General features: G+C 72.6%; 15 protein-coding genes. 12 read left to right on the top strand and 3 right to left on the bottom strand.

Annotated elements, in window-relative coordinates; genetic code table 11:
* Positions 1-21: 21 nt before the first annotated feature.
* From ACIPXC_RS19445 to ACIPXC_RS19420, 6 genes are all read left to right on the top strand, one after another.
* Entirely contained in the window at positions 22-276 is a 255-nt protein-coding gene (locus tag ACIPXC_RS19445) for a phosphopantetheine-binding protein (RefSeq protein ID WP_401619466.1), read from the top strand.
* A gap of 1 nt (position 277) precedes the next feature.
* Positions 278-757, top strand: coding sequence for an SRPBCC family protein (locus ACIPXC_RS19440; protein WP_401619464.1), 480 nt, complete (start codon positions 278-280; stop codon positions 755-757).
* A 21-nt stretch (positions 758-778) separates the two neighbouring features.
* The gene (locus ACIPXC_RS19435) at positions 779-1,120 is read left to right on the top strand and encodes a TcmI family type II polyketide cyclase (protein ID WP_401619461.1); all 342 of its coding nucleotides are present in this window, start codon (positions 779-781) and stop codon (positions 1,118-1,120) included.
* A gap of 312 nt (positions 1,121-1,432) precedes the next feature.
* On the top strand, positions 1,433-1,990 hold the full coding sequence (locus ACIPXC_RS19430; RefSeq protein WP_401619458.1) for an NADPH-dependent FMN reductase: 558 nt from the start codon (positions 1,433-1,435) through the stop codon (positions 1,988-1,990).
* Between the two features lie 63 nt (positions 1,991-2,053).
* Positions 2,054-2,971 carry a MurR/RpiR family transcriptional regulator gene (locus ACIPXC_RS19425; protein WP_386455898.1) on the top strand — a complete coding sequence of 306 codons (918 nt, stop codon included), beginning with the start codon at positions 2,054-2,056 and terminating at the stop codon, positions 2,969-2,971.
* Positions 2,972-3,299: 328 nt separating this feature from the next.
* Positions 3,300-3,686 carry a hypothetical protein gene (locus ACIPXC_RS19420; protein WP_030965466.1) on the top strand — a complete coding sequence of 129 codons (387 nt, stop codon included), beginning with the start codon at positions 3,300-3,302 and terminating at the stop codon, positions 3,684-3,686.
* 6 nt (positions 3,687-3,692) lie between these two features.
* Here the strand turns inward: ACIPXC_RS19420 and ACIPXC_RS19415 are convergent, their stop codons facing one another.
* On the bottom strand, positions 3,693-4,067 hold the full coding sequence (locus ACIPXC_RS19415; protein ID WP_401619455.1) for a toxin Doc: 375 nt from the start codon (positions 4,065-4,067) through the stop codon (positions 3,693-3,695).
* A 185-nt stretch (positions 4,068-4,252) separates the two neighbouring features.
* Between ACIPXC_RS19415 and ACIPXC_RS19410 the strand changes: the two genes are divergently transcribed.
* The 4 genes from ACIPXC_RS19410 to ACIPXC_RS19395 all read left to right on the top strand — a co-directional run bounded on the left by ACIPXC_RS19410 (position 4,253) and on the right by ACIPXC_RS19395 (position 5,982).
* Positions 4,253-4,765 carry a hypothetical protein gene (locus tag ACIPXC_RS19410; protein WP_401619452.1) on the top strand — a complete coding sequence of 171 codons (513 nt, stop codon included), beginning with the start codon at positions 4,253-4,255 and terminating at the stop codon, positions 4,763-4,765.
* Positions 4,766-4,808: 43 nt separating this feature from the next.
* Complete coding sequence (locus ACIPXC_RS19405; protein ID WP_401619449.1) at positions 4,809-5,057, top strand: hypothetical protein; 249 nt, start codon at positions 4,809-4,811, stop codon at positions 5,055-5,057.
* 120 nt (positions 5,058-5,177) lie between these two features.
* Positions 5,178-5,564, top strand: coding sequence for an aldo/keto reductase (locus ACIPXC_RS19400; RefSeq protein WP_401619445.1), 387 nt, complete (start codon positions 5,178-5,180; stop codon positions 5,562-5,564).
* 244 nt (positions 5,565-5,808) lie between these two features.
* Entirely contained in the window at positions 5,809-5,982 is a 174-nt protein-coding gene (locus tag ACIPXC_RS19395) for a hypothetical protein (RefSeq protein ID WP_158717287.1), read from the top strand.
* Positions 5,983-6,003: 21 nt separating this feature from the next.
* On the opposite strand, the gene ACIPXC_RS19390 is transcribed toward ACIPXC_RS19395, so the two are convergent.
* A complete protein-coding gene (locus ACIPXC_RS19390; RefSeq protein ID WP_401619532.1) occupies positions 6,004-7,293 on the bottom strand; it encodes an MFS transporter in 1,290 nt (429 codons plus the stop codon).
* 91 nt (positions 7,294-7,384) lie between these two features.
* Between ACIPXC_RS19390 and ACIPXC_RS19385 the strand changes: the two genes are divergently transcribed.
* The gene (locus ACIPXC_RS19385) at positions 7,385-8,452 is read left to right on the top strand and encodes an AI-2E family transporter (RefSeq protein ID WP_401619441.1); all 1,068 of its coding nucleotides are present in this window, start codon (positions 7,385-7,387) and stop codon (positions 8,450-8,452) included.
* Positions 8,442-10,469: a prolyl oligopeptidase family protein gene (locus ACIPXC_RS19380; RefSeq protein WP_401619439.1), complete on the top strand. Its 2,028-nt coding sequence runs from the start codon at positions 8,442-8,444 to the stop codon at positions 10,467-10,469. Before ACIPXC_RS19385 ends, ACIPXC_RS19380 begins: the two co-directional genes overlap by 11 nt.
* Before the next feature lie 186 nt (positions 10,470-10,655).
* Here the strand turns inward: ACIPXC_RS19380 and ACIPXC_RS19375 are convergent, their stop codons facing one another.
* Positions 10,656-12,509: a glycoside hydrolase family 15 protein gene (locus ACIPXC_RS19375; protein ID WP_401619436.1), complete on the bottom strand. Its 1,854-nt coding sequence runs from the start codon at positions 12,507-12,509 to the stop codon at positions 10,656-10,658.
* Positions 12,510-13,016 lie beyond the last annotated feature (507 nt).

Genomic DNA, 13,016 nt, shown 5'->3' with positions numbered 1-13,016 from the left:
CTCACAGGAAGAGAGCACCACATGCCCGACCGACTGACCGTGGAGGAACTGGCGGCCCTGATGAAGACCGCCGGCATCACCGTCGATCCCGCCGAGATGGCGAGCCGCCCGGACTTCCCGTTCGACGCGTACGGACTGGACTCGCTGGGCCTGCTGGGCATCGTCGGTGAGCTGGAGAACCGGCGCGGACGGGCCCTGCCCACCGACGCCGACCGCTGCAAGACCCCCGGGGAATTCCTCGACCTCGTCAACCACAGCCTGATGACCGGAGCCTGACATGCCAGGACACACCGAGAACGAGATCACCGTCAACGCGCCCGTGGAGCTCGTCTGGGAGATGACCAACGACCTCCCGAGCTGGCCACAGCTGTTCAGCGAGTACGCCTCGCTCGAAATCCTCGAGCAGAAGGGCGACACGACCACGTTCCGTCTGACCATGCACCCCGACGAGAACGGCAAGGTGTGGAGCTGGGTCTCGGAGCGGACCGTCGACCGCCAGGGCCTCACGGTCCGCGCCCGACGGGTGGAGACCGGCCCCTTCGCCCACATGGACATCCACTGGCAGTACTTCAAGGTGCCCGGAGGCACCCGGATGAAGTGGACCCAGGACTTCGCGATGAAGCCGGAAGCACCCGTGGACGACGCCTGGATGACCGACAACATCAACCGCAACTCCCCGATCCAGATGGCGCTCATCCGGGACAAGATCGAGCAGCGCGAACGCGAGAGCCGCGCCCCCGCCGCCAGCCGCATCTGAGGACGAAAGGCAAGCAGCCGGATGAACGACACGCACCGCGCCCTCATCGTCGCCCGCATGGCGCCGGGTTCGGGCCCCGACATCGCCGAGCTCTTCGCGGACTCGGACGCGGGTGAACTGCCCCGCCTGGTAGGGGTCACACGCCGGAGCCTCTTCCAGTTCGGCGATGTGTACATGCACTTCATCGAGGCGGACCGGCCGCCCGGCCCGGCCATCGCCAAGGTCACCGAACACCCCGAGTTCCGCAGACTGAGCGACCGGCTCCAGGCGTACGTCAGCCCGCACGACCCGGAGACCTGGCGCAGTCCGAAGGACGCGATGGCCCACGAGTTCTACCGCTGGGAGAACCCCGGCGCGAAGTGACCCGGCGGCCCGGACGGGACCCGCACACCGGCGTGTGCGGGTCCCGCCGCACGTCGGCCGCCCGCCCCGCCGCGGCCCGCCCCGCCGCCGCCCGCCCTGCCACGGCCCGTCAGCGGCGGCAGGAGGAAGAGCAGCAGACAGCAGCAGAGGAGCAGGAGACGGCATGAACCCGACAGATACCGACCACTTCCCGGCGGATCCGGGCCGCCCGCACGAGGACGGGCACCCGCGTACCTCGCTGCGCGCGCTCGTCCTGTCCGGGTCCTCGCGCACCGGCTCCGTCAACGTCCGGCTCGCGGCCTCGTCGCCGCGATGGTGCGCGACGCCGGGGCCGTGGCCGAACCGGTCACCCTCCGCGACTTCCCCATGCCGCCCTACGACGGCGACGCCGAGGCCGGCGACGGGCTGCCGGAGGGCGCCCTGGCCCTGTGCAGGCGGATCGAGGCCGCGCAGGCGCTGATCATCGCCTCGCCGGAGTACAACGCCTCCGTGCCGGGCGTACTGAAGAACGCCGTGGACTGGGTCTCGCGCTACCGTCCGCAGCCCTTCAAGGACAAGCAGACCCTGCTGGTCTCGGCCTCGCCCTCGATGGTCGGGGGCAACCGTGGACTGTGGGCCCTGCGCGTCCCCCTCGAACACCTCGGCGCCCGCGTCTACCCCGACATGTTCAGCCTGGCGGGGGCACACCAGGCCTTCACCGAGGACGGCGCCCTGACCGACCCGGGCCTCGGCGAGCGGCTCACCGCCACGATCGGCTCCTTCCTCGACCTCGTCGAGGCCGACACCCGCTACCTGTGCCTCCAGCGCCGCTGGTACGAGTTCCTGGGCGACCGCACCGACGCCCCGGTGACCTCCCGCGCCCAGGACTGATCATCATCGGCCACGAGGGGTGAGCTATGTTTGGCGCGAGTGACGTGAGAAGGAGGCCCTCCGGTGTCATCGGGGCAGCAGGCACGCGCGCAAGCGGCTGCGATCACGCCGAGCGGTCAGTCGTCCGCGGAGGTTCGTCCGCCGGCCGACCGGCTCCTCGCGCTCTTCGACGGCCGCCGCCTGTCCCCGGGCCAGCGGCGCATCGCGCAGTACCTGATCGACCACCTCACCGAGGCCGCGTTCCTCTCGATCACCGAGCTCGCCGAGCGGGTGGGCGTCAGCCAGCCCTCGGTGACCCGCTTCGCGTCCTCCCTCGGCTTCAGCGGCTACCCGGCGCTGCGCGACGTGCTCCAGCCGATCGCGCTGAGTGCGGTGGCCGGCGCCCCGGACACCCGGGAGCAGATCCGCCGCAACGAGTTGCAGGCCGCCGTCGACGCGGAGATCGAGAACCTGGAGAACGTCCGCCGGCTGCTCGCCGACACCAACCAGGTACTGGACATCGGCCGTGAGCTGGCCGCATCGGTGCCGCTGACGATCCTCGGTCTGCGCATCTCGGTCTCCCTGGCGGAGTACTTCGCCTACGCCGCGCGGCGCATCCACCCCGATGTGCGCCTGGTGACACGCGGCGGCAGCGTCGCCTTCGACGCGCTGCTTCAGTCCCGGGCCGCCGGCGGGACGTGGGTGCTGGCGTTCGCCATGCCGCGGCACGCCAAGGAGACCCTGTCCGCCGTCCGGGCGGCCCGCAGTACGGGGCTGCGGGTGGTCCTGATCACCGATCCCACCCTCGGGCCACTGGTGGACGAGGCGGACGTCGCCCTGACGGCGGCGACCGGTTCCCGCCTGGTGTTCGACTCCTACGCGGCGCCCGGGATGCTCTCGGCGGCCCTGCTACAGGCCATGGCGGACGCGGATCCCGAGCGGACCCAGGCCCGGCTGGAGGACTACGAGCACGTGGCCGACCAGCACGGGTTTTTCCTGTAAGGGTCCCTACCCGCTCCGCTCCGGCTCCACCAGGCGGTATTCAGCCTTCGAGGTGCATGAAATTTTTCATACGCTTGCTTACTCGACGGTATATATGTTTACTGACGACGGCGCTCCGGATCCACCAGATGCCAAGGAGGACGACCCCACGTCCTCTCGAACGCGCCGCGGTACGACGAACCTCCTCCTCACGTCGCGACCGCGGGACGAGTCCAGGCTTACGGATCCCGCAGAGCGCCCTTGGCGGCCTCGGTCAACCCCTGGGCCGAGGCCGCCCCTTTACAGAACGTCTCGATCAGAGCTTCGATACCACTCGGAAGTGACGAGAATGCCCCAGACGGCCACGTTTACGCTCAGCCCGGACTGGCCCCTGCAGGTCAAGGCGCCCGGTACGCACGACTGGGAGCGCACGGCCACGCGCTGGCTGCGCGACCTCCTCCCGGCCCGCTACGGCGGTTACCTGACGCTGACCCGTCACCACGCGCTCCTCGCCCGGCACGTCCAGCTCCAGCTGCAGCACGAGATGCGCGCGGTGCGGGCGGCCCTGCAGACCAGCCGCGCCGAGCTGCCCACGATGGGCATAGCCGAGTCGGTCATTGAGAACTCGATCAGGATGTACGCCCTGGAGCTGGAGCAGCTGAGCCGCCTCGCCCGCGGTGCGCGGCTCGTCTCGGACGCCCTCCTGGTGGGCACGCCCGCCCAGCGCCGGCGCTGACCGGCCTCAGGCCGGCTTCCACGAGCGCAGCCGGGCGGCGACGTCGAAGACGCTGACGCGCAGCATGCGGATGTCGGTGATGAGGTCGCGCCACTCTTCGTAGGAGGCCTCCACCGCCTTTCCGGAGGCCTCTATGTAAGCGACGGCGACCCCGTAGGCGAAGTACTCGTTCGAGGTGGGCAGCGGCCGGAGCAGCACGATCGCGTCGAGCAGGGCGGCCGCGCGCCAGTAGGCGTCGGGGTCGTCCACCTCCAGGCTGGGCGTGTTGACCCGGTGCCGGGCCACGGCGGCGACCAGGGCGGAGTGGTCGGCCACCGCCACGTCCTTGAACAGCGCCTCCTGCCGCTCCAGCAGCCAGCGGTGATCGATGTGCAGTTCCACGCGTCCGAGTATCCCCGCCCCGGGCCCGGCCGTGGGGCTTTTCGGACCGGCCCGACGACCGGTTCGCGGCGACGGGTCAGTCCCGGCCACGGTGTCCGGTTCGGATCCGACCGCGCAGAGGTGTTCCGCAGCGGGACTTTGCCTCCTACGGTGCGTGCAGCACAGTTCCGGGACCAGGAGGCAGCGTGAAGCGCGAGATCGACATCGACATCGACCAGCTGGTGGCGGCCATGCGGGCGGTCGACGAGGCGGGGCGGCTCTTCGAGGAGGCGCTCGCGGCGTACGAGTCACGCGGCCTCAAGCGCACCAGCGACGACTTCAAGGTGGCCGGCGGCTCCGTGCAGACGCTCCAGGGCGCCGAGGAGATGGCCCTGGGCACCCGGAAGTTCCTCGCCGAGCTCGCGCTGATCCTCGGCTACGCGACGGCGGGCGTCGAGGACCGGGTGGCCGCCCGGCCCGCGGTGGTCCGGGCCGGGTTCACCGGCATCGGCGGCGGTGGGGCCCGGATGGCGCGCCCGCTGCTGGACCCCACCCTGCGGGGACTGCGCCTGCTGCTCGACATCGACTTCTTCGAGCCCGCCTTCAAGGAGGAGATCGAGGCGGTCGTCCTGGCCGAGAAGGCCACCTACCCCGACCCCGCCACGTTCCGCATCCGCGCCTCGGCGGACGCCGCCGCCTCCGTCGGCCGAACGCGCTGACTCCCGGGATGCCGGACCGGGCCGCTCCGGCGAGGCTGGGGGCATGCATCATGCACCCGTCGTCGTGCACCGGATCTTCCCGTCGGGAGGCCGGCAGGTGACCCTGCGGACCGCCGACCGGGAGGAGCCCCTCGGCCTGGCCCGCTCGGACGAGGACCTCATCGAGTTCCTGCGGCGTGCCGGCATGCCGGACCCCGACGACGTCGTCCTCGGCGGCACCGGCCTGGTGGAGTGGGAGTCGGACACCCCGCACGTCTACGAGGCCGACCCGCCGACGGAGGACCTTCCCTGAGCCGGTCGCCCCGGGGTACCGGCCGCCTGCACTCCCCGCGGCAGGCCCGGCCGGGCGGGAGGACCGGATGGCTCCACCGCCGGCCCCCGCCATGGTCCAGGCCTGCACCACCGCGACTGGGTGGAGGCCGGGGTCCTGCTCAACACCCCCGCCTCCACGGCCGACGGCTTCCCCTTCGGCACCCTCGAACACTGCCGCGACCACGGCATCCGCCTCCAGGCGTGGGGTGCGCTGGCCCAGGGCCGGTTCACCGGCCGCCAGCAGACGCCGGCCGAGCGGGCCACCGCCGAGCTGCTGGCCGGGCTGGCCCGGCGCAAGGGCACGACGCCCGAGACCGTCCTGCTGTGGTGGCTGATCCGGCACCCGTCGCGGATCGCTCCGGTCATCGGCACCGCCCGCCCCGACCGGATCCGTGCCTGCCGCGACGCCGCCGTACGCGAACCCGACCTCACGCACGAGGAGTGGTACGAGCTCTGGGTCACGGCCCGCGGCGTCCCCCTCCCCTGACCGGCGGACCCGCACACCACCGGCCCCGTCAGCACGCCGACGCCCCGCGACCCCTACGGCTTGTCGGCCTCCGCGGGGTGACGGCGACGGCCCGCGGAGGCCGCAGCGGAGCCGTTCCGGCGGCGTTCCCACCCGGCCGAGCTACCGGATTCCCATCCGTACTTGTGGGTACTGCGGCCGAATGGCGCCGGATTTGATAGTTCTGGACAGGTCCGGTGTGAGAAACCTGCGGGAAGGACAGGGCATGTTCGATCTACTACGCCCGGAGACCGTCATGTGCCCCTTCTGCAAGGCCACCGCCGCCGACGGCGCGGTGCGCACGCTGCGGACGGGGGCGGGCTCCCTCTCGGTGACCTGGCACGCCCTGAACTGCCCGCACTACGCGGCCGACCGGATCCTCGCCGAGAAGGAGGGCTGAGACAGCCCCGCCGGGCCGGCGTCACCCCACCGTGCCGGCCCCCGCACCGCTCGGCTCCGCCTCCCGGGCGGCCCGGCGGCGCACCGCGTCCTCGTCGGTGTCCGCGTCGTACGAGATCAGCTTCGGCAGGAGCGCGGCCAGCACCGCAACCGAGGCCACACAGGCCAGCCCTCCGCTCCAGAAGGCGGGCCGGGTCCCCGTCCAGCCTGCCATGGTGCCCGCCCGGACCTGGCCGAGCTGGGGGCCCACGCTGTACGAGAGCACCTCGATGCCGGCGAGCCGGCCGCGCAGCTCCTCGGGGATCGTCTGGTTCCAGATCGTGGCGCGGCCCAGCCCGCTCAGCATGTCGCCGGCGCCCGCCACCGCGAGGCAGGCCAGCACCAGCCAGATGCCGGGCGCCACACCGGCCGCGGCGATCGCCAGACCCCAGACCGCCGCGCCGCACACGACCAGGAGCCCGTGCCGCCGCACCCGGGAGACCCAGCCGCTGGTCAGCCCCAGCAGCATCGAGCCCACCGCCCCGGCCGCGTACATCAGACCCAGCGCCCACACCGCGTCCAGCTCGTCCGCGAGGAAGGGGAAGATCGTGTTCGGGAAGGCGAAGAGCATCGCCGCGAGGTCCACGGCGTACGTCCCCAGCAGCACGGGCCGGCTCCAGGCGTAGCGCGCGCCCTCGGCGATCCCGCGCAGCGACGGACGGTCGGCGCCCTCGACGGGCGGTGCCGGACCGAGCCGCGAGCACAGCAGGACGGAGCCGAGGAAGCCCGCCACCGTGACGGCGTAGGCCGAGGCGTGACCGGCGTAGGCGACGACCAGGCCGGCCAGCGCCGGACCGACGATCGCCCCGAACTGGTAGCGCAGCCCGTTGAGCGCCGCGGCGGCCGTCAGCTGGTCGTGCGAAACGATCCGCGCCATCAGCGAGTCCAGGGCCGGACGCTGCAGCCCGGCGAGGGCCGACACGCCCGCCGCGACCACGTACAGCGGCCACAGCAGCGGGTGGGGCAGCAGCGCGTTCACCAGGAGCACCAGGGCCAGCACACCCAGCGCCGCCTCGGTCAGCAGGATCATCCGCCGCCGGTCGACCGCGTCCGCGAGCGCGCCCCCGTACAGCCCGAAGACCACCAGCGGGACCAGCTCCACCGCACCCATCGCGCCGACGGCCAGCGGTGAACCGGTCAGGTGCTTGATCTGGAGCGGCAGCGCGATCATCGCCATGAAGGAGCCGAAGTAGGTCACCGTCCCCTGGTAGAACAGGAGCCGGAAGTCACGGCTGGAACGCCACGGGGCGAGGTCGGGCAGTACGGCGGACAGTCGGGAGGTGCTCACGGCAGGCCATCGTGCGCCGACGGCCCCGATCGGGGCAAAGGGTTTTCCTCCGGGGCCGCCGTGGCACCCATGGACCATGCCGCCGGTGTCACCGTTCCTGCGTACGGCCGCGTCGTACGCCTGGCGCCTGCTGGTCGTCGGCGCCGCCGTCTACGTGGTCTTCGCCCTGCTGGGCCGGTTCCACGAGATCGCCGTCGCGGTCTTCCTCGGTCTCGTCGTCACCGCGCTGCTGTGGACGCCCACCCGGCGCCTCGCCCGTGCCGTGCCCCGGACGATCGCCGTCGCCGTGAGCCTCCTCGGCAGCGCGCTGCTCCTGCTGGTCGTGCTGACCCTGGTCGGTGAGGCGGTGGCGGGGGAGAGCACGACCCTGGCCCGGGAGTTCCGCGAGGGACTCGCCCGCATCGAGGCATGGCTGGAGAAGCCGCCCTTCCGGTTGAATCCGCAGGCGCTCTCCGACGTCCAGTCGCGGGTCGGCGAGTACCTCTCCAGCCACCGCTCCACCGTCCTCAGCCAGGCGGTCAGCGGAGCCGGCCGGCTCGTCCACGTGCTCACCGTCCTCGCCCTCGCCGTTTTCTGCTCCTTCTTCTTCCTGCACGGCGGCGACCGCCAGTGGGCGTGGTTCCGCGACCAGCTGCCCGAGACGGCACGGGAGCGCGTGACGATCGCCGGGCGCGCGGGCTGGCGCACCTTCACCGGATACACCCACGGGATCGTGGTGGTCGCGGCGACGAACGCGGTCCTCGTCGGGCTGGCGCTGTACCTCCTCGGGGTCCCGCTGGCCGTGCCGCTGGCGCTGCTGGAGTTCTTCGCCGCCTTCGTCCCGCTCATCGGCTCGCCGGTCGCCCTGGCGGTGGCCGCGGTGGTCGCCCTTGCCGCGAAGGGGCCGCTCGTCGCGGGGATCGTCGTCGCGCTCATCGTGATCATCGGCCAGATCGAGGGACACCTGCTGCATCCGCTGGTGATGAGCCGGGCCGTCCGCCTCCACCCGCTGGTCGTGGCGATCTCGGTGGTCGCGGGCGCGATCGCCGCCGGCGTGGTCGGCGCCGTGGTCGCGGTCCCGCTGGTCTCCGTCGTCTGGTCGGTCCACACGGCCCTGCGCGACGCCCGCCGGCCGCTTCCTGCACAATCGCCTGATGAGCGATGAAGACCCCTACCTGTGGCTGGAAGACGTATCCGGCGAAGCCGCCCTCGCCTGGGTCCGGGAGCGCAACGCCGAAACCGTCGACGCGCTGACCGGCGACCCCGGCTTCAAGGTGCTCGAACAGGAGATGCGCGAGGTGCTCGACGACGACGGGCGGATCCCCTACGTCGTCCGCCGCGGCCGCCACCTCTACAACTTCTGGCAGGACGCCGACCACGTACGCGGCCTGTGGCGGCGCACCACCCTGGAGGAGTACCGCACGGACCGTCCGGACTGGGAGGTGCTTCTGGACCTCGACGCGCTGGCCGAGGCGGAGGGGGAGAAGTGGGCCTGGGCCGGCAGCAGGGTCCTCGCCCCCGAGCACCGGCACGCCCTGATCCTGCTCTCCCGGGACGGCGCGGACGCCTGCGTCGTGCGCGAGTTCGACCTGGAGACCCTGGAGTTCGTCGCGGACGGGTTCACGGTCGCCGAGGCCAAGACCCGGATCGGGTGGATCGACCACGACCGGGTCTGGATCGGGACCGACTTCGGTCCCGGCTCGATGTCCACGTCCGGCTACCCGCTCCAGGTGCGCCGCTGGCTGCGCGGCACACCCCTCGAAGCGGCCGAGCAGGTCTACGAGGGCCGCCCGTCCGACCTGTCCGCCTCGGGCTGGCACGACGACACCCCCGGCTTCGAGCGGGACTTCGTCCACCGGCAGATCGACTTCTGGAACCAGGAGCTGTTCCTCCTGCCCGAGGATGGCAACGGCCCGCCCGTGAAGATCGACGTGCCGGACGACGCGAGCGCCTCCGTCCACCGGGAGTGGCTGACCGTCACCACGAAGACGCCGTGGCTCGGCCACCCGGCGGGCAGCCTCCTCGCCTTCGACCTCGCCGCGTTCCAGGAGGGAGCGCGGGAGGCCGAGGTGCTGTTCACCCCCGACGAGCGCACCGCCCTCGCCGGGTACAGCTGGACCCGCAACCACCTCATCCTCAGCACCCGGGCTGACGTCTCCTCCGCGATGGAGCTGCTCACCCCCGGCCCGGACGGCTGGAGCCGGGCACCGCTGCCGGGCCTGCCGGCCCTGTCCACCGCCTCGGTCACCTGCACCGACCCGGACGTGGGTGACGAGTACTTCCACCTCGTTACCGGCTTCCTCCAGCCCTCCACCCTCTACCGGGGCACGGCGGGCGGCGAGGACGACAGCGAGCCCGTCAAGCAGGGCCCGGCGCTGTTCGACACCGCCGGCCTCACCGTGAGCCAGTTCTTCGCGACCTCCGCGGACGGCACCCGGGTGCCGTACTTCGTCGTGGGTCCCGAGGAGCGGCCCGGTCCTGGACCCACCCTGCTCTACGGGTACGGGGGCTTCGAGATCTCGATGGTCCCCTCCTACAGCGCCGTCACCGGCCGCGCCTGGCTCGCGCGCGGCGGCACCTACGTCGTCGCCGGGATCCGGGGCGGGCACGAGTACGGGCCCGCCTGGCACCGGGCGGCGCTCGGCGCGAACCGGGTCCGGGCGTACGAGGACTTCGCGGCCGTCGCCCGGGACCTCGTCGCCCGGGACATCACCACCCCGGCCCAGCTGGGCATCGAGGGCGGCAGCAACGGCGGCCTCCTCATGGGCGCGATGCTCACGCGCGAACCGGAGCTGTTCGGCGCGGTCGTCGCGCACGTACCGCTGCTGGACATGCTCCGCTTCCACAAGCTCCTCGCCGGCGCCAGCTGGATCGCCGAGTACGGCGACCCGGACGACCCCGCGGACCGGCCCCACCTGGAGGACATCTCCCCCTACCACCGGATCCGGGCGGACGGTCCCGCCTACCCGCCGCTGCTCCTGCTCACCTCGACCCGCGACGACCGCGTCCACCCCGGGCACGCCCGCAAGATGGCCGCCCGGCTGCGCGAGACCGGTCACCCGGTGTTCTTCCACGAGCACATCGGCGGAGGCCACGCGGGAGCCACGGATCACCGGCAGACGGCCTTCAACGAGGCGCTCGTGCACACCTTCCTGTGGGAGCGCCTGACTCCGTCGACCTGAGCGGCCGGTCGGCCCGCCGGCCGGGCACGCGCGCACCCACGCACCGCGTGCCCGGCCCCGCGCCGGACCCGCCCCCGGGCAGGCGGGCCGCCGCGGCGAGACCGCCGGGCCCCAGGACCCGCGAGCGGGGCCGGTACGCCGCGCAGCCCGCACGGTGTTGCGCCGTCCGGGGTGGCAGGGACTTCCTCACCTGCCGCCGCCTCCCGCCGCCTCAGCCCGGTCGAGCTGCTCGTCCAGGGCGAGGGCCGCCGCGATCAGGGCGAGATGGGTGAACGCCTGCGGGAAGTTGCCCAGTTGCTCACCCGACGGTCCGATCTCCTCGGCGAACAGGCCGACGTGGTTGGCGTAGGTCAGCATCTTGTCGAAGGCGTACCGGGCTTCCTGCGGCTTGCCGGCGCGGGCCAGCGCCTCCACGTACAGGAAGCTGCAGAGGTTGAAGGTGCCCTCGGAGCCGCGCAGTCCGTCCGGGGAGGCCTCCGGGTTGTAGCGGTAGACCAGGCTGTCGCTGACCAGTTCCCGGTCCATCGCGGCGAGGGTGCTGAGCCATAGCGGGTCGGTGGGGGAGAGGAACCCGACCCGGGGCATGAGCAGCAGCGAGGCGTCCAGCACGTCGGTCCCGTAGTGCTGGACGAACGCCTGCTTCTCCGTGTTCCAGCCGCGCTCCACGATCTGGGCGAAGACGGCGTCGCGCACCTCGCGCCACCGGTCGACGTGGCCCGGGCGGGCGAACGCCTCGGCCAGGCGGATGCCCCGTTCGAAGGCCACCCACGTCATGAGGCGGCTGAAGGTGAAGTCCTGGCGGCCGCCCCGGGTCTCCCAGATGCCCTCGTCGGGGCGGTCCCAGTGGTCGGCGAGCCAGTCGAGGACGGCAGCGTACGCCTTCCACCCGTTGATCCCGCCCATGTCCCGGGTCTGGGCCAGGGCGTCGGAGGCCTCGCCGTAGATGTCGAGCTGGATCTGGTCGGCGGCCGCGTTGCCGGCCCGTACCGGTCTCGAACCGGCGTAGCCCTCCAAGTGGTCCAGGACGACCTCGGTCAGCTGGGGTTCGCCGTCGATGCGGTACATGATCTGCAGCGGCTCGCCGGAGGCGGTGCCGCCGGCGTCGAGCCGGTCGCGCAGCCAGCGGCGGAACGCTGCGGCCTCCTCGGCGAACCCGAGGTCGATCAGGGCCTTCACCGACAGGGAGGCGTCGCGGACCCAGGTGAACCGGTAGTCCCAGTTGCGCTCCCCGCCGACCTGCTCGGGCAGTCCCATGGTGAGCGCGGCGATCGGCGCGCCGGTGGGAGCGTAGGTGAGCAGCTTGAGGGTGATCGCCGAGCGGTGGACGATGTCGCGCCAGCGGCCGTGATAGGTGCAGGAGCGCAGCCACGTGTGCCAGAAGGTGCGGCAGGCCTGCAGTTCGTCGCTGATTCCCCCGGCCGACAGCGGAGGCGGGGCGGGGCCGTCGTCGGCGTCGCTGGTCAGCACCACGGCGGCCGCGTTCCCCGCGGTCAGGGTGAAACGGGCGGTGGCGTCGTCGCCGTCGCGCCGCAGCCCGAGGGGACCCGAGGCCCCGGCGACCTGGAGGCAGAGCCGGGTGCCCGGACCGTGGAAGACGACCGAGGCCTCGTCGGTCTGCTCGAACGTGTGGGAGGCGCGCCCGTAGTCGAAGCGCGGGCGGCATTCGAGGTCGAAGTCGAGACTGCCCCGGACCACGCGCACCACACGGACCAGCTGGTGCCGCTGCGTCGGGGTGGTGGTGTCCAGGGGGACCATGAAGTCGGCGACCTCGCCGACCCCGCCGGGTCCCATGTACCGGGTCACGAGCACGGCCGTGTCCGCCTGGTAGAGCTGGCGGACCACGGTTCCGGGCTCGTGGGCGAGGTCGGCGGAGAGCTTGCAGTAGCCCCCGCGTTCGCTGTCGAGGAGGGAGGCGAAGACGCTGGGGGAGTCGAACCGGGGCGTGCACCACCAGTCGACCGTGCCCTGAGAGGACACCAGCGCCGCGGTCTGGAGATCGCCGACCATTCCATGGTCCGCGATGGGCGGGTAGGCGTTCACGAGCGGCTCCCTCTCCCCGTCACGGGGACACGGCGGGCCGGGCGCGCTGCGAACAGGTGACCGGGAGCCGGGCCGACCCGCGATCACCGGGGTCTGCGGTGCCACGGCTGCCACGGTGCGTCGTCACCACCAGGGTGCACCGCCCCCGTGGCCACCGCACTCCGGAGCACATGTGGCAGCCCGGGGGCCGGCCGTCCGGACCGCGACGTCCTCGGCTGCCCCGTGGTGGGTCCGCCCCACCGGGAGCAGGTTGTGGCGTCCGTCCCCCGCTACGACGGCTCAGGGCTCCCGGTCCGCCACGCCGTTCACGGGCCCGGCCGGCTCACGGCCCGCGTGGTCGTGCGGCCGCGCTGTTCGTCACCACCGCCGGTACGGGCACCGGCACCATGGCTGGGCACCGGCACCACGGCTGGGCACCGACCGGGGCGGCTGCGACCCCTGCACCGCGCTGCTCCTGGCGTCGGTACCCCGCCCGGGCCGAGACCCCGACTCGATCGGCTCGCGCCG

Source organism: Streptomyces sp. NPDC090021 (assembly GCF_044748225.1).
Classification (GTDB): Bacteria; Actinomycetota; Actinomycetes; order Streptomycetales; family Streptomycetaceae; genus Streptomyces.
Note: the sequence above shows the minus strand (reverse complement) of the source record. Positions and strands in the feature narration are given on the sequence as shown.